The organism is Finegoldia magna ATCC 53516, assembly GCF_000159695.1.
In the GTDB taxonomy this organism is placed as follows: Bacteria; Bacillota; Clostridia; order Tissierellales; family Peptoniphilaceae; genus Finegoldia; species Finegoldia magna_F.
Map to the genome: position 1 here is coordinate 1,030,068 of NZ_CM000955.1, position 16,084 is coordinate 1,046,151.

The 16,084-nt window shown below is 35.6% G+C and carries 12 protein-coding genes; all 12 read right to left on the bottom strand.

Annotated features, from left to right (window positions below):
• Positions 1-4 precede the first annotated feature (4 nt).
• Positions 5-2,038 carry a cell wall-binding repeat-containing protein gene (locus HMPREF0391_RS04740; RefSeq protein ID WP_002835772.1) on the bottom strand — a complete coding sequence of 678 codons (2,034 nt, stop codon included), beginning with the start codon at positions 2,036-2,038 and terminating at the stop codon, positions 5-7.
• 52 nt (positions 2,039-2,090) lie between these two features.
• A complete protein-coding gene (locus tag HMPREF0391_RS04745) occupies positions 2,091-3,926 on the bottom strand; it encodes an ABC transporter ATP-binding protein (protein WP_002835773.1) in 1,836 nt (611 codons plus the stop codon).
• On the bottom strand, positions 3,910-5,712 hold the full coding sequence (locus HMPREF0391_RS04750; RefSeq protein WP_002835774.1) for an ABC transporter ATP-binding protein: 1,803 nt from the start codon (positions 5,710-5,712) through the stop codon (positions 3,910-3,912). The genes HMPREF0391_RS04745 and HMPREF0391_RS04750 overlap by 17 nt, the downstream gene beginning before the upstream one ends.
• A gap of 79 nt (positions 5,713-5,791) precedes the next feature.
• Complete coding sequence (locus HMPREF0391_RS04755) at positions 5,792-6,457, bottom strand: sensor histidine kinase (RefSeq protein WP_002835775.1); 666 nt, start codon at positions 6,455-6,457, stop codon at positions 5,792-5,794.
• 7 nt (positions 6,458-6,464) lie between these two features.
• A complete protein-coding gene (locus HMPREF0391_RS04760) occupies positions 6,465-7,160 on the bottom strand; it encodes a LytR/AlgR family response regulator transcription factor (protein ID WP_002835776.1) in 696 nt (231 codons plus the stop codon).
• Between the two features lie 82 nt (positions 7,161-7,242).
• Positions 7,243-8,106 carry a UTP--glucose-1-phosphate uridylyltransferase GalU gene (gene galU / locus HMPREF0391_RS04765; RefSeq protein ID WP_002835777.1) on the bottom strand — a complete coding sequence of 288 codons (864 nt, stop codon included), beginning with the start codon at positions 8,104-8,106 and terminating at the stop codon, positions 7,243-7,245.
• A gap of 740 nt (positions 8,107-8,846) precedes the next feature.
• Positions 8,847-11,432, bottom strand: coding sequence for an ATP-dependent chaperone ClpB (clpB, locus tag HMPREF0391_RS04770; protein ID WP_002835779.1), 2,586 nt, complete (start codon positions 11,430-11,432; stop codon positions 8,847-8,849).
• An 18-nt stretch (positions 11,433-11,450) separates the two neighbouring features.
• Positions 11,451-12,395, bottom strand: a complete 945-nt coding sequence (locus HMPREF0391_RS04775; protein ID WP_002835781.1) for a DnaJ domain-containing protein — start codon at positions 12,393-12,395, stop codon at positions 11,451-11,453.
• Positions 12,396-12,555: 160 nt separating this feature from the next.
• On the bottom strand, positions 12,556-13,221 hold the full coding sequence (locus HMPREF0391_RS04780) for a nitroreductase family protein (protein ID WP_002835782.1): 666 nt from the start codon (positions 13,219-13,221) through the stop codon (positions 12,556-12,558).
• A 136-nt stretch (positions 13,222-13,357) separates the two neighbouring features.
• Complete coding sequence (locus HMPREF0391_RS04785) at positions 13,358-13,807, bottom strand: hypothetical protein (protein ID WP_002835783.1); 450 nt, start codon at positions 13,805-13,807, stop codon at positions 13,358-13,360.
• Positions 13,808-14,008, bottom strand: coding sequence for a helix-turn-helix transcriptional regulator (locus HMPREF0391_RS04790; protein ID WP_002835784.1), 201 nt, complete (start codon positions 14,006-14,008; stop codon positions 13,808-13,810).
• A gap of 140 nt (positions 14,009-14,148) precedes the next feature.
• Positions 14,149-15,879 (bottom strand): proline--tRNA ligase, encoded by a 1,731-nt coding sequence (locus tag HMPREF0391_RS04795; protein ID WP_002835785.1) that lies wholly within the window; start codon positions 15,877-15,879, stop codon positions 14,149-14,151.
• Positions 15,880-16,084 lie beyond the last annotated feature (205 nt).

Here is a 16,084-nt window from a genome sequence, read left to right on the forward strand (position 1 = left end):
TCATTTATCTTACTACTACTGCCATTCTTCTCGACAAATAATTTTCCGATACTTCACTGTATGATTTTGTGATTTCGTTTGAGTACCAAGGATCTGCCAAGTAGAATCTGTTTGTTTTTGGATTATATCCATTGATGCAAATTCCGTGGTTGTTTGCGAAAAATCTCTTTCCGTAAACATTTGTTGACCATCTTGGTTTTTCCCATCTCAACGTTCCATAGTACATAATTGTGTTACCATTTTGAAGTTCAGCCAAAATATCTCTCATATTTGAACCAGAAATATTTTCTGCCTTACCATTTGCAAATCTGTTTGCAAATTTAGTCATTGGTTCTGGGTTCATATATGTCGCCATAACTCTTGTGTGATAATAAGCGTCCCAAACGTAAGGATTCTTTGAGAAACCAGTGTTATTATCGTTAGTGTTCATTGGAAGTTGATTCAAAAATTCGTTGTAAGTGTACTCCAACGCATAACCTTTTGCTTGTAATGCGTGATACATTGCTGTTGGTTCGCAACCAATTGGAGCAGCTTTTTGTTTAATTCCACGTTGTGATTTTGGTGTGATTTGGTTCATTATATTTGGAACTGTGATGTGTGATATTCCGAAATCTTGTGGATTATAATATTTGAATCCTTCCGGTCTAATCCATCCGTTAATTCCATTGAATGACAAATTAACCCACTTATCTTCAACCTTTACAACTTTCAAAATCTTGTTAACTGCAACATCGATTACTTTTTTCGCTGTGTCTTTCATTTCAGTTAACAAAGAAATTGCTTTGTTATTAACAACGTAATCTTTTAATATGAATATATTTCTGTCTGTTTTGTAAACTTTGATTAATTCTTTTTTTAATAAAGCATTCTTGATATTTGTGAAGCAATCATCTGAAATAGAATTTTTGCCGCCAAATACGTAAGATTTTTCTTCTACATTCAAATTTTTCAAATAATTTTCGTGAGTTTGTGCTTTGTTAGAAGAACTTGCTTCTTTTTCCAATTGAATATTATTTCTTGGAACTAATACAATTGGAGCGTCGATTTTTTGACTAACTGGAGCTGCTGCTAATGCATCTGCATACACTTCTCCTGTTGTAAATATAGCTTTTTTTGCGTTAGGATAAGCGATCTTGGATACTTCAACGCTTGTTTTGTATCTGTCATGACCTGCAATTCTTGTAGATTTCAAATTAAGAATGCTGTCGATTTCTGCTTTTACAGAATCGCTGATGCTGTTAGCTCCACCTACGATATAACTTTTTAAAATCTTTGTCTTATCGATTGATGATAAATACTCTTTGATTGATGTAGGTAGTGTGTTTTTTTGAACTAGAAGGATTGGAGATTTCGTTTTGTTTGCAAGTCCAACAGAACTCAAACTATCTGCATAATTTTCTCCGCTTGCAAACACCAATGTGTCCGCATCTTTCTTATTCTTTGCTAATTTGGCGTTGACAGCGTATCTGTCATGTCCGTCGATTCTTTCAACTTCGATTCCCATTTTTTTCAAAAATTCTTCAACATCTTTGCTGATTGTCTTTTCGCCACCAATGATGTGAACTTTTTTGATGTTTTTGTTCTTTAGTTGTTGTCTAGTTTTTTCGTTTAACTTGGAACCTTCAGTGTACAAAATCGGCATCTTACCATCAGTGATGTTGCCAGAGCTTATCGCATCGGCGAACACTTCGCTTGATGTAAGTACAACTTCTTCTGCCTTGTCGAAAAACTCATCGTGAATCTTGTTTGCAGATTCAAATCTGTCATGTCCTTCGACTCTTTCAGCTACGTTTTTGTCCGTAAGAACTTCCTTGTGTTCTTCCTTTTTTGGTTGGTCTTTTGGTTGTTCTTCGTCCTTTTTTTCTGTTTGGTTAGCTTTTTCTGTAGAATTTCCTTCTTGTTTTGAACTATTTTCAGGATTTAATTGTTTGTCATTTACTTCAACTTTTGGTGAAATAATTTCTTCTTCGGCATAACTAATTCCTGTTGTCATTGAAAATGCTAGTAGAAAAGCTATCAATAACTTTTTTTTATTCATACCTTCCTCCTTAACAAAAATTATACCACATATTTAGAAGGAAATTTCATTTTTAAACATAAAATTCTGCTTGTGCATCCCACAATTTTTTATACATTCCATTCTTCGAAATCAAGCTGTCGTGATCTCCTGTCTCAGCGATTTCTCCCTTGTCGAACACGATAATTTTATCAGAGAATTTGCAGCTAGATAACCTGTGTGAGATAAAAATCGCCGTTCTATCTTTGATTATTTGACCCAATTTTTCGTAAATTTCAGCTTCACTTATAGGGTCCAAACTTGCCGTCGGTTCATCCAAAATCAAGAACGGGCTGTCTTGGTACAACGCTCTTGCAATGGCGATTTTTTGTTCTTGACCTTTGGAAACGCTGATTCCATTTTCGTCGATATCTTTGTACAGATACGTTTCGATTCCTTTGTCCCATTTTTGAACATCGTCGTACATTCCAACATCTTTGAGCGATTGAATGATTTTTTCTTCGTCGTAATCCATTCCCGATGCGACATTTTGCGCCAATGGATATGCGAACAAATTAAAATCTTGGAACACAACTGAGAATATTTTCAAATACTCATCGTATCTGTATTTTTTGATGTTAATTCCGTTCAACAAGATTTCCCCTTCAGTAACATCGTAAAATCTAATCAACAACTTCACAAAAGTAGTCTTGCCACAACCATTTTGCCCCACAATCGCCAATTTTTTCCCAAGGTCGAATTTCAAATTGATATTTTTCAATATCCAATTGTCAGTTCCAGGATATTTGAAGCTGACATTTTTGAATTCGACTTCGTATTTTTTGTCGGATCTTTTTTCCGTAGTCAAACTTCCGTTGTAAAAATCCGATTTTTTGTGCAAATAATCCATCGTAAGTTCTGCGTACGGAGTGTTTCCCTTGTACAATGCAACTCCTTCCAAGAATTTCGACAAATTGCTCGTAAAATTTATCAAACTTCCCAAATATTGGCTGAGCATTCCGATTGAAATAGATCCCAGTAATGATTTGGATACTACGACAAGATAAATCAATAAAACTTGTAATTTTGAGAAAAATTCGCTGAGTATTTTGTACGTGACGCCTTCTGTCGACATAATTCTGTCAAAAACTCCACCTGGGTTAAAAATCCCACATCCATCGGTCATATTAGCTGCGATATTATATTGACGGTACATTCTCGTATCAAGCATCCTGCTTTTATCTTTCATTCGCCAACAATAAAATGAGAACACTCTATTTCCAAATTTTCCTTCTTCATTTATTTTATGCCAAATTTCAAATTGTTTTCCGTTAATTTTCTGTGAAATCCAAGATAAAAATACAACTACTACAATCAACAAAACATTTATCCAAGCGCTATTCAGAAAAGAAAATTTTTCTGGTGCGTTCCATTTCGTCACTAAAAATTCATACGACAAAACCAAACTACCAACCATCGCCAATAAAGACTCCAATATCATATCGTATGCGTAAAGAACTCTTATGATTCCGAATTCACCGAAGTTTATGTTTTGTTCTATATTTGATTTTTCTCCGATAATATCTGTGTCTTGAGATTGTTTGTAATCTAATTCGTTGAATTTTTCGGATAAAATATGGAAAAATATCTCGTATTTCTTGTCATTGTATGTGTTTTGGATTTTATTCGTCAAGGCGAGAATAATTTGAATGAAAAACACTGACAACAACGCAATTACTGCCCATTTGCCTACAAATTGTACAGGCATTTTATTGACGATCCCGTCTATCATTCTAGCAGATGCGTAAATGCTAATTAACGGAAAAATCGCAGAGAATAAACAGTTAAGAGTGTAGTTGATGATAAGTTTTTTGTAATTTTTCCACAAAACACTCCAAGTATCTTTGAATAGTTTAAGATTCTTTTGCATTGTAGTCCTCCCTGTAATATTTCGCTTGAGTGTCGAACAAATACTTGTACGTTCCGCACTTTTCCATCAATTCTTCGTGAGTTCCACGTTCTTCAATTCCCTTGTTTCCAATCAACAAAATGTAATCGCAAAATCTCGTCGATGCCATTCTATGAGAAATAAAAATCGATGTGTGGTTTTTCGTTAGTTCATTGTATTTGTTGTACAAATCTTTTTCTGCTAATGGATCAAGTGCTGCCGTCGGCTCATCTAATATCAAAAACTTCGAATTTTTGTACAAAGCTCTTGCAAGAAGCAGCTTTTGTGTTTCCCCTCCTGATAAAACAGGCGAATCTTGGTAGATATATTTTTCAATCGTGTTGAATATTCCATTTGGAAATTCCTTAACCTTGTCGTAAAGGCCTGCCAATTTCAACACTTCTTCCACGCCTTCCACATCATCTGTGGATTTTGATTGCGTTACATTCATGTAGATAGTTTCCGGCAATATCGAATAATCTTGGAACACCGCAGAAAACATTTCGTAGTATTTTCTTCTGTTGAGTTCTCTCAAATCAATCCCATTGACAAGCACACGCCCCTCTGTTGGATCCAAAAATCCTATCAAAAGTTTAATCATCGTAGTTTTCCCCGATCCATTGAGACCAACTACAGCGACCTTTTCTTGTGGATTGACTTGGAAGTTCAAATTCTCCAATACAAATTCGTCGCTACCAGGATATTTATATCCCACGTTTTCGAATTTTATCGTAATATCCTCATCTGGATTTAATTCGATTCCTCCGTCTTTTTTGAACTTTTCTTCCAAATCCACAAACTCTCTTACAGTTGCGATGTCCTTTGCTTCCATAAAAAGCACACTCAGAAAATTAAACAATCTTTGAACATCGTATCCGAATTTTGTTTGTGCAGAAAAAGCCAACAAAAACATACTCGCGTCAATCTTGCCATTCACTGCAAAATTTATAAGATAATAATATGTAACGGAATTTCTCAAAAGGTTGAACACGCAATCCAAGAAATCTGCCATCAACATTTTGTTGCCCATTTTGTTCAAGAAATCATCATACAACACAAAAACGCTGTCGTATATATCTTCCAGCCAATTTCCTAGGCCAAACATTCTGATATCTTTTGCGTATTCTTGACTGCTCACTGAATAAATGTAGTTGAATTCCTTCTCAAACCTAGCCTGAGTTTTCCTATTATCGTACTTCCATTGTTTAAGTTTTTTGGAATACATAAAACTGATTAAACTAGCGATAATCGACACCAAAATTATAAAAATAGGAAGCCTTGACAGTAAAATCAAATACACACTCGTGCTGATTAATAAATACAAAACGTCTTTCATCGTAATCCAGATATGTTCTGTAGCTTTATCATTTCCTTCAATATTTACGTTCGCTTTTTCGGATAAATCCAACACATTCTTGTCCAAAGTCATCTCGTAATCCATCGACAAGAATTTTTCGATACATTGATTTAATATCAAAGTTCTCACGTAGATTTTTTTCGGCAAGATTCTCAAATCCAACGACTCTTTTGTCGCAGAACAGATGAAAATCAAGACTGCGAACACAACAACAGTAAGCATAATCGTTCTGAAATCTTGTGAATTTTCAACCATTTTGATAATTTGTGGAGTAAAATACAACTGTAAAATATCAATTCCAGCAGTCGTGATAGCCATAATTATCAGCATGAAAATCAAACTTTTTTGGTTATTCCACGCAAGATTGAACATAAATTTAATATTATCATTTGTAGAATATTTTTTCTTCATAACTACCTCCCAATAATATATTAACCGAAATACTCTCGTATTTACGTTTTAGGGATAAGCATATCAAAAACAGGGATGACTATATCAAAATCTCCGTCGTAAAAGCATTGTCCTCTGAATTTCTGTTGATGTAGCCGTCGTATTTGTCGACGATTTCGTCGATACTGATAAGCCCCAGTCCTCTGTTTTCGCCTTTTGTCGATTTGAAAATTCTGCCAAACTTCTCCTGTTTTTTGCTATTTGATTTATTAGTAAATGAAATGTACAATTTATTGCCCTTCATATCCATGTAAATCCTGATAAATCTATCCTCTTCTGGCAAATTTCTCACCGATTCAATCGCATTGTCGAACAAATTCCCGATAATCGTCGCCAAATCGATATCTTTTATATCCAGAATATTTGAAATCTTGCAGTCTGCAATGCATTTTATGTTTTCATTAGTCGCCATAGTTATCTTGGAATTCAAAATAGCATCCGCCATCCTATTTCCTGTCCTAATCACAGGCGCGATAGAATGCAAATTCTCGTCCAAATTATCCAAGTAATTCTTGATAGATTCCATATCATTTTCAGCCACAAAAGAGCGCAAAGTTTGCAAGTGATTTCTGTAATTGTGGCGAAATTTTCTGATATCGCGGTACATATTCTCTACTTCTTGATAGTGAGTGTTCAACAGTTGTTGTTGATATTCAAAAATGTCTTTTTTTGAAAATAAAATCCTAATTTTACTTAAAAATCTCATATTTATCCTAATAAAACTCGATAATTTTTCTGTTAAGTTCGTTGAACTTCACATTTGACAACAAAAATTTGCTATCATCTTCCAACAAAACATAATCCTTCTTGGTTTCTGCAATTTTTTCGATATTGATAATTTCCGAACGACTCACCTTGAAAAACCTATCGTCCAACATATCCAATAGTTGTGTCAACGTCATCCTAATTCTGTAATTTTTATTTTGTGCGAAAATATCCACGTAATTTTTATCCGAAATACAACTGAAGATATCCTTCAACAAAATCTTCGTATTAATCCCATCATCCTTTACAATGATGAACTTCTCTTTATTGTTCATTTGATTCGTTGCCTTGTCCAGAAGTTCGAAAAGCTTCTCCTTTTTTATAGGCTTAATCAAGAAATTCAGCGCATTGACATCATATCCGTATCCGATATATTCTGGATAACCACTTATGAAAATAATCTGAATATCCGAATTTTTCTCACGAATTCTCTTGGATAGTTCAACGCCATTAATCTTTTTCATCTCAACATCCAACAACAAAATATCTATATAATCATTTTCATCGTAATTGAATATGAAATTCTCCCCCGATGAAAAAAGCTTAGTCTTCAAATCGATTTTATTGATATTTGCCCATTCTTCGCAGTATTTTCTGTACAAATTTCTTATATTTTCTTCGTCATCTACGATTGCAATATTCATAACACACCTCTGTAATATTTTATCACAATAAATTATTTCTCAATAAAAAAAGCTACTGACACCTTGTGCCAATAGCTAAATATTATTTTTCTCGTAAAAACTCTAACAATTCGTCCTTTATTTTTTCGTCATTAAGTGCGAAATCAACCGTAGCCTTCACAAAACCAAGCTTGTTACCGACATCATATCTCTTGCCTATAAAATCATAAGCAATCATCTTGCGTTTTTCTGCAAGCTTGTTCAAAGCATCAGTCAATTGAATTTCGTTATTCTTGCCAGGTTTCGTTTCGTGAAGAATCGGAAAAATATCCGGCGTTACAATGTATCTTCCAAGAATCGCCAAGTTAGTCGTAGCTTCATCACGACTTGGTTTTTCGACCAACGACTCAACCTCAGTAATTCTATCAGAAGTCTTCACACCATTCACAATCCCGTACTTATCAACATCATCCCACGAAACTTTTTGCACACCCAAAATCGGCGACTGTTCAGTCTCGTAAATATCCACCATTTGTTTGATACAAGGAAGCTCATCTGGGGTATTGTAGATAATATCATCACCCAACAAAATCGCAAAAGGCTCATCGCCAACAAAACTTTCCGCGTATTTTATCGCATCTCCAAGACCGTTTTTCTTCTTCTGTCTAATAGTGTAGATGTTCGCCATCTTCGATAACTCGTGAATTTCTCGTGATATCTCCGAAGACTTCTTGTTCAATTCGTATTCCAATTCGAAATTCACATCAAAATAATCCTCGATCGATCCCTTATCCTTGCTTATAATAATCAAAATATCCGTAATTCCAGAATCCACAACCTCCTTTACAATATGATGCAAAGTTGGTTTGTCGTAGATTGGAAGCATCTCCTTCGGAACAGATTTCGATGCAGGAAGCATCCTCGTACCAAAACCCGCCGCAGGAATAACCGCTTTTCTTACCTTCATTGTCGCTCCTCGTGTTAAAATTTTACGCCATAAATCATTTGTCTCTAATAATATTGTAACAAGAAAAATTGATTTTTGCTACAAGGGGGTGGGTCGCAGGATTTTAAAGTCGCATGTGCTATCAAAAAGTGGAAAACCGATTTGCACGAATATCTGACTTACGAAAATAAAAAAATCCTCTCACTCGTGACCCTAAAATCTCAAGTGCGCCTACGGCTGGCACGAGTGAGATTTTCTGCGGGTCACTTCGCTTGGATTTTTAATTATTTTCTCCAGATGATATTCTTAGCAAAATCGGTAATCCACTTTTTACGCAGCACCAAAGTTTTTTCATCTCCATATCCTCGTTATAAAACTTACCTATTTTTTAATCGATTTTTTTATATTAGTCATTTTATCCCTGTAGATATACAAAATCAGATTACTGCATTTGCTAAGAATATCATTCGTAGGAAATTTAAATGATTTCAAATCGAAAAAATCCGCCAGAAATTTGACCGCTTGAGTGCGTAGCACGAGCTTCAAATTTCAGGATTTTGAGATTTAGAAATCACAAATTTACGAAGACAGATATTCGTGCAAATCAGTTTTCTGATTTCTTATGTGCTGAAACTGTCTTGATTTTGCCATAAGCCAGACGATGCGTGTTACGACTTTTATTCCGTATCTTCATGTAGCGACTTTTATTCTTTACCACAATAAAAAAATAGGCAATCCCCGTTGCCTATTTTCCATAAAATCTATTTCTTTTTGATTCCCAATTCACCATCTACGTTTGTGATAACGACAGTGTCTTTGTCAGTTACAGTGCCTTTTATCAATTCACGGCCGAGTTTTGTTTCGACGTTGGATTCGATGAATCTCTTAACTGGTCTTGCACCGTACAATACATCGTATGCTTTGTCGATAATCAAATCTTCTGCAGATTCGTCGATTTCGATAGTGATTTGCCTGTCTTCCAATTGTTTTTGCAACAATGAAACTTGTTTTTCGATAATCTTGTAGATGTCATCTTTTGTCAATGGTTTGAACATTACGATATCATCAATTCTGTTCAAAAATTCTGGTTTGAATCTGGATTTTAATTCGTCCATTACAGAATTTCTGCTTTCGTCAGAAATATTTCCGTTATCGTCGATTCCTTCAATCAAATCCATCGAGCCAATGTTACTTGTCATGATGATGATTGTGTTTTTGAAATCGACAGTTCTACCTTTGTTGTCAGTCAAACGTCCGTCATCCAAAACTTGCAATAAAATGTTGAACACATCTGGATGCGCTTTTTCGATTTCGTCGAACAAAATCACAGAGTATGGTTTTCTTCTAACAGCTTCAGTTAGTTGACCACCTTCATCATATCCAACATATCCTGGAGGCGCTCCAACAAGTCTACTTACTGCGTGTTTTTCCATATATTCTGACATATCGATACGAATCAAATTCTTTTCGTCATCAAACATATTTTCAGTCAAAGCTTTTGCAAGTTCTGTTTTACCAACACCAGTTGGTCCAAGGAATATAAATGAACCGATTGGTCTGTTGAGTGATTTCAAACCACTTCTAGCCCTGATGATTGCATCTGTCACAGCAGTTACAGCTTCATCTTGTCCCACAACTCTCTTGTGCAACAACTTGTCCATATTCAAAATCTTGTCGCGCTCTGTTTCCACTAATTTTGTAACAGGAATTGATGTCCACTTGCTCACAACTTCTGCGATTTCATCTTCAGTTACGCTTTCTTTGATAATAGAATTGTCATCTTCGTCCATTTTCTTGTTCAATTCTTCGAGTTTGTTTTCAAGTTCGACCAATTTTCCGTATTTTAATTCAGACAATCTTTCAAAATCGTATTTTCTTTGAGCTTCTTCCATTTCGTGTTTAACAGCTTCGATTTCAGATTTTGTGTCCTTGATTTCGTCAACCTTGGATTTTTGTTGAGTCCATTCCATATACATCGCATCAAACTCATTTTTAGTATCTTGTAATTCTTTTTCCAAATTTTCGAGTCTGATCTTGCTCATCTCATCGTCTTCTTTGTTCAAAGCAGCACGTTCGATTTCAAGTTGCAATATTTTTCTCTTGGTTTCGTCGATGCTTTCAGGCATAGAATCAATCTCAGTTCTAACCATCGCACTTGCTTCGTCCATCAAATCAATAGCCTTGTCTGGCAAAAATCTGTCTGTAATATATCTGTCCGACAAAGTTGCCGCAGCGATTACAGCGTTGTCAGTGATTTTGATTCCGTGATAAATCTCGTACTTGTCCTTGATACCACGCAATATCGAAATCGTGTCTTCAACTGAAGGCTCTTCAACCAAAACTTTTTGGAATCTTCTTTCCAATGCGCCATCTGTTTCGATGTATTTTCTGTATTCATCCAAAGTTGTAGCGCCGATTGTTCTGATTTCACCTCTTGCAAGCATTGGCTTCAACAAGTTCGCTGCATCCATTGCGCCTTCTGATTTTCCAGCTCCAACCAAAGTGTGAATTTCGTCGATAAACATAATGATTTTGCCATCAGATTCTGCCACTTCTTTTAGAACAGCCTTCAATCTTTCTTCGAACTCTCCTCTGAATTTTGCACCGGCAATCAAACTTCCCATGTCCAATGCAAAAATAGATTTATTTCTCAAAGTTTCTGGGACATCATCGTTGACAATTCTAAGCGCCAAACCTTCCACAATCGCAGTCTTACCAACACCAGGTTGACCAATTAACACTGGATTGTTCTTCGTTCTACGACTCAAAATCCTAACGCTGTGTCTGATTTCATCGTCACGACCGATAACTGGATCAAGCTTACCTTCCTTCGCCAAATCAGTCAAGTTACGACCGTATTTTGTCAACACATCAGTCGTATCTTCTGGATTGTCAGAATCTACCTTTTGATTTCCTCTCAAATCCTTCAAATTAGATGCGAAGTTTTGCTTATTGACATTAAAATCCTTCAACAAAACTGCGCTAACAGTGTTCTTTTCTCCTAAAATACTCATAAAAATGTGTTCTACTGACACGAAACTGTCGCCCATGGACTTAGCTTCGTCCTCTGCTTTCAACAAAATTCTTTGAAAAGCAGTGCTTGGATACACACTCGATTGACTGTCGTTTTTAGGAAGAGAATCTATTTTTTGATTAAAAGCGCTCACGATTTTTTTGTAATCTGCGCCCAATTTTTGGATAGTCTTTGCAACTATTGAATCTGAGTCAGACAACAACGCATAACTTAGATGAACATCCGTAACTTCTGGATTGCCCAACTTTATCGCAGTATTTTGCGCATCTTGAATTGCTTGAACAGATTTTTGTGTGAATTTATTTAAATCCATAATTCTTACCTCCTAACATTATTCAGAAATATCGTATAATTGTTTATATAATTCTTCTTGTTCTTCGTTCAATTTTGTAGGATTTACGATAGAAATTTCAAGGTACAAATCACCCTTGACGCCTTTCATATCCACAAATCCCTTATCTTTAATCCTAATTCTTTGATTAGCCTTGATGTTTTTCGGAATCTTAACCTTGATTCTTTCGCCACTAATCGTTTCAACATTGATAGATTTACCAAAATAAGCTTCCCATGGTTTAAGTTCAACCTTCTTGATGATATTGTGATCTTCAAGCTTGTTGTACACATCAACCAAGTTAATCTTCACATAAATGTCCCCGTCAACGCCGAATTTTTCGCCCTTGACCTTAATCTTCTTACCAGGCAAAATCCCTTTCGGAACTTTCAAATTCAAGTTGACACTTTTATCTCCAATCATAAGTCCCAATCTTTTTTCTACACCGTTGTAGATATCTGATAATGAAACGGAAATGTCCGTGTCGTATCTTTGCCTTGGTTGAGATTTTCTTCCAGCGCCTTTGAATCCGCCGAAAATGTCGGAAAATCCTCCGCCGCTACTTTGTCCACCTGAGAAAAACGCGTTGAAAAAGTCCGAGAATCCTCCGCCACTTCCACCAGTTGTGTAAGTGTACGAACCAGAATTCTTGCCGAAACCTCCAAATCCTCCGAAGTTTCCAAAATCATACGCATTCGGATCGAAGTTTTGTCCTCCTTGGAAATTATAATTGGAGCCAAACATATCGTATTTTTTACGTTTTTCTTCGTTACCTAAAACCTCATAAGCCTCATTGATTTCCTTGAATTTTTCCTGTGATTTCTCATCGCCTTTATTTAAATCAGGGTGATATTTCTTGGCGAGTTTTCTGTATGCTTTTTTAATTTCTTGGGAGCTCGCCTTTTTATCCACCCCCAAAACTTTGTAATAATCTTTATATTCCATAAAAACCTCCCGTAATTTGTTTTTGACTTTCTTTGACCTTGATATTATTATACACCCTTACGAGCGCATAATCAATAGTATTTACAATCTTTGCAATTTCTTTGACTTTTAAATTTTATTTTTGACTTTTGATTATTTTTTTGATTTTCATGATAAATCTTTATATCCAAATAGAATGATCCTTGCCCGATCCAACCTCGAAATGATATTTTACAATTCCCAAATCGACCTTCGCCGACGGAGCAAACCTCGCCTTCGCCTTCACTTTGTCATCCACCAACGTAAGCATAAATTTTTGTTGATTAATCGCAGTCGGGGCATTCAACGCACAATTCACACCGTCCTTGAACCATTGTGGCGAATCTTCACTCACATTTGACACTTGCTTTGGAAGTTTGCTTTTTCGATTGTATCCCCAGTTCGCAGGAATTCCGAACGCAATCACAATCACCAAATTTTCGTTTGGCTCTATGTATTTTCTAATATTCTTCTTATTATATGTAAGAGCAACCCAGCACGAACCTAAATCCAAATTCATCAGCTCCATCACAAGCTTCTCGCCGTAATATCCACAAGTCTCACTCAAATCATTGCCCACGCCCTTCATAATCAGAAAATTATTCACATTTTCAAACTTTCCGTACTTCGCAAGCCTTGAATTAAACCCTTCCTTGTCATCAAACACAGCCTTTATATTCAAATTAGATTCACGATTAACCTCATCTACCTTCTCTTCGATAATCTTCTTCACAGAAACGTCAATCTCTTCATCTAAGTATTTTCTAACAGAATGCCTCTTGTGCATCAACTCTAAAATATCCACCATGTCCCCCTCATTAAAATATATACTTATTATAATATACCACAAATAGCACCAATTCACGCAAATGAACACAGGGATTTAATATATATTAAAGAAGGAAGTTTTCCAATCTAAGAAAACTTCCTTTCCAATTTTAATTCTACAATTTCTTGCTCCAATATATTTTCAATATCAAAGTTATTATTATTTGCGCGATGGCTACTGCTGTAAGTGCAATGAACACTTCGAAGTTTATATAAGACATAACACAGGCGATTACTGCTATGACTAATGACAATATTGGTACGATGTTTTTTCCAGATTTCATTCTTATTAATATTTCACGTTCGTCTGTTTCTTTTGTGTACATTTCTTTTAGATATTTTTCGTCTCTGTAGGCTCTTATCAAACATCCCATGTAAAATACGCAAACTAGTTCTATTCCTGTGAAAAATCCCAAAACATAATCTGTTGTGTCTGCGTTCGTTGGTGATAAGTCTTTCAAATATACAGCTCCAATAACTATGGCTACAAGAGAAATTACACAAAATACTATTAATAACGATATTCTACGCGCTATTTCTTTTCTGTAGTTTTGTAAGTTTTTCATTTAATCATCCTCCTCCATTGTAAATACGTCTTCGATTTTCATTTCGAAAAATTTTGCGATTTTGAATGCAAGTGGTAGCGATGCGATGTATTTTCCGTTTTCTATAGATGTGATAGTTTGTCTTGTCACTCCAACTTCATTCGCCAATTCTTCTTGTGTAATTTTGTTTTCTTTTCTTAATTGTGAAATAATATTTTTCATTTTTGCTCCTTTGCAAAGTTCACTTTACATTTTTAGTATAGTATGCTTTACATTTTTTGTCAAGTAAACTTTGCATTTTCTTAAATAAAAAAACTACGAGCAATACCCGCCCGTAGTTTTCGTTTTAAAATCAAATTAAATTATCTATACAATCCACCAACTGATTTTAAGTTAGCGTTGATGATTTCCATTACTTTTTCGTAGGCTTCTTGTGATGACATTTCAACATTTTCAAGTGTTTTTCTTTCTGAAAATTCTACTATATCTTCATCTGCTTTCTTTCCGACAGTTATTCTCAATGGAATTCCTATTAAATCACGGTCGTTGAATTTGACTCCGACTCTTTCTTTTCTGTCATCTAGTAGAACTTCTACTCCTTGAAGAAGTAATTTTTCGTAAAGTTTTTCTGCAAGTGTATTTTGTTCATCATTTTTTGTATTAACAATCGTGATGATTACGTGATATGGAGCTACAACTAATGGCCAAATCATTCCCTTGTCGTCGTGATTTTGTTCCACAATTGCGCTGACACTTCTTGTAACGCCGATTCCGTATGATCCCATCCAGAAGAATTGTTCTTTTCCATTTTCATCCAAGAATGTTGCATTCATACTCTTGGAATATTTTTGTCCCAATTGGAAGATATTTCCAACTTCGATTCCCCTTTTGAATTTCAATGGAGATTTTGTTTCAGGATCGATATCCCCTTCTTGTACCATCAATAAATCTTCTACGATTTCTCCTTCGAAATCATCTCCATAGTTTACATTTTTGATGTGGTAGTTTTCTTCATTCGCTCCAACGACGAAGTTTTTAATTTGTGTAACTCTTGAGTCGATTATGATTCTTGAATCTAGTCCGATTGGTCCAGTAAATCCTGGTGAGCTGTTCAAAGCTAGGATGTCTTTTTCTTCCATCATTTCGATTTCGTGTTCTGGACATTTCAAATAACTTACAAGTTTGGACATATTAAGTTCACGATCTCCTGGTATGAACACTATTACAGGTTTTCCTTCTACCATCAAATCCACAGCCTTCAAGCAATGTGCTGCGTCAACATTCAAGAAATCACTTACTTCTTCTATTGTTTTGCAGTTTGGTGTGAGGACTTTTTCTGATGGAAGTTTTTCTACATTTTCATCGTTTACTTGATAGTACACGTATGCTTTTTCGTCAGTTGCTGCGAAATCACTGTCATCGCTGTAGCAAATCACACCTTCACCTACATCGCTTAATGCGATAAATTCGTGTGAACTGTTGCCACCCATTGCGCCACTGTCTCCAGCTACGATTTTGTACTCCAAACCAAGTCTGTTGAATACAACTTCATACGCTCTCCACATGTTCATGTAAGCTTCACGCATCGCTTCTTCATCTACATCAAATGTGTAAGAGTCTTCCATCAAGAATTCTCTGGAACGGTTGATTCCAAATCTTGGTCTTTTTTCATCACGGTATTTTGTTTGGATTTGGTAAATATTAAGTGGAAGTTGCTTGTAGCTTTTGATTTCACCTTTTACTAAATCTGTAAAATATTCTTCGGCTGTTGGTCCAAGGCAGAATTCACGATTATTTCTGTCTTGTAGCTTGAACATTTCCGGTCCAAATGTCTTCCATCTTCCAGATTCTTCCCAGATTTCACGTGGTTGAGTTACTGGCATGTGGATTTCTTGTGAACCGTAGTTGTCCATTTCTTCACGAACGATGTTTTCCACCTTTCTTACAATTCGATAGCCCAATGGCAAATAACTGTACAATCCTGCTGCTGTTTTTCTAATCATGCCAGCTCTTAATAGAAGCTTATGGCTTGCTATTTCCGCATCTTGTGGATCCTCTCTTAAAGTTGGCATATAAAATTTATTCATTCTCATAATTTACATGTTCCTTTCTTTGGTGTATTTAATATGTATCTAAAAAAAGATCCTCCGTCACGAAGACGAAGGATCGCTATACCACTTCTAGTTTGTTAGTTATAAGGTGACAACCCTATGATTTTGACATAATCTCCGAGTTAGGTTCATTCTATCGTAAATGAAAGTTTCCACCTTACACTTTCTCTCTGAAAAATCGTATAGA

Excerpts from the sequence above, each read along its gene's own strand:
- HMPREF0391_RS04750 (WP_002835774.1), bottom strand. The coding sequence starts at position 5,712 with ATGAAGAAAAAATATTCTACAAATGATAATATTAAATTTATGTTCAAT.
- HMPREF0391_RS04755 (WP_002835775.1), bottom strand. The coding sequence starts at position 6,457 with ATGAGATTTTTAAGTAAAATTAGGATTTTATTTTCAAAAAAAGACATT.
- HMPREF0391_RS04775 (WP_002835781.1), bottom strand. The coding sequence starts at position 12,395 with ATGGAATATAAAGATTATTACAAAGTTTTGGGGGTGGATAAAAAGGCG.
- HMPREF0391_RS04760 (WP_002835776.1), bottom strand. The coding sequence starts at position 7,160 with ATGAATATTGCAATCGTAGATGACGAAGAAAATATAAGAAATTTGTAC.
- HMPREF0391_RS04785 (WP_002835783.1), bottom strand. The coding sequence starts at position 13,807 with ATGAAAAACTTACAAAACTACAGAAAAGAAATAGCGCGTAGAATATCG.
- HMPREF0391_RS04745 (WP_002835773.1), bottom strand. The coding sequence starts at position 3,926 with ATGCAAAAGAATCTTAAACTATTCAAAGATACTTGGAGTGTTTTGTGG.
- galU (WP_002835777.1), bottom strand. The coding sequence starts at position 8,106 with ATGAAGGTAAGAAAAGCGGTTATTCCTGCGGCGGGTTTTGGTACGAGG.
- HMPREF0391_RS04740 (WP_002835772.1), bottom strand. The coding sequence starts at position 2,038 with ATGAATAAAAAAAAGTTATTGATAGCTTTTCTACTAGCATTTTCAATG.
- HMPREF0391_RS04780 (WP_002835782.1), bottom strand. The coding sequence starts at position 13,221 with ATGGTGGATATTTTAGAGTTGATGCACAAGAGGCATTCTGTTAGAAAA.
- HMPREF0391_RS04795 (WP_002835785.1), bottom strand. The coding sequence starts at position 15,879 with ATGAGAATGAATAAATTTTATATGCCAACTTTAAGAGAGGATCCACAA.
- HMPREF0391_RS04790 (WP_002835784.1), bottom strand. The coding sequence starts at position 14,008 with ATGAAAAATATTATTTCACAATTAAGAAAAGAAAACAAAATTACACAA.
- clpB (WP_002835779.1), bottom strand. The coding sequence starts at position 11,432 with ATGGATTTAAATAAATTCACACAAAAATCTGTTCAAGCAATTCAAGAT.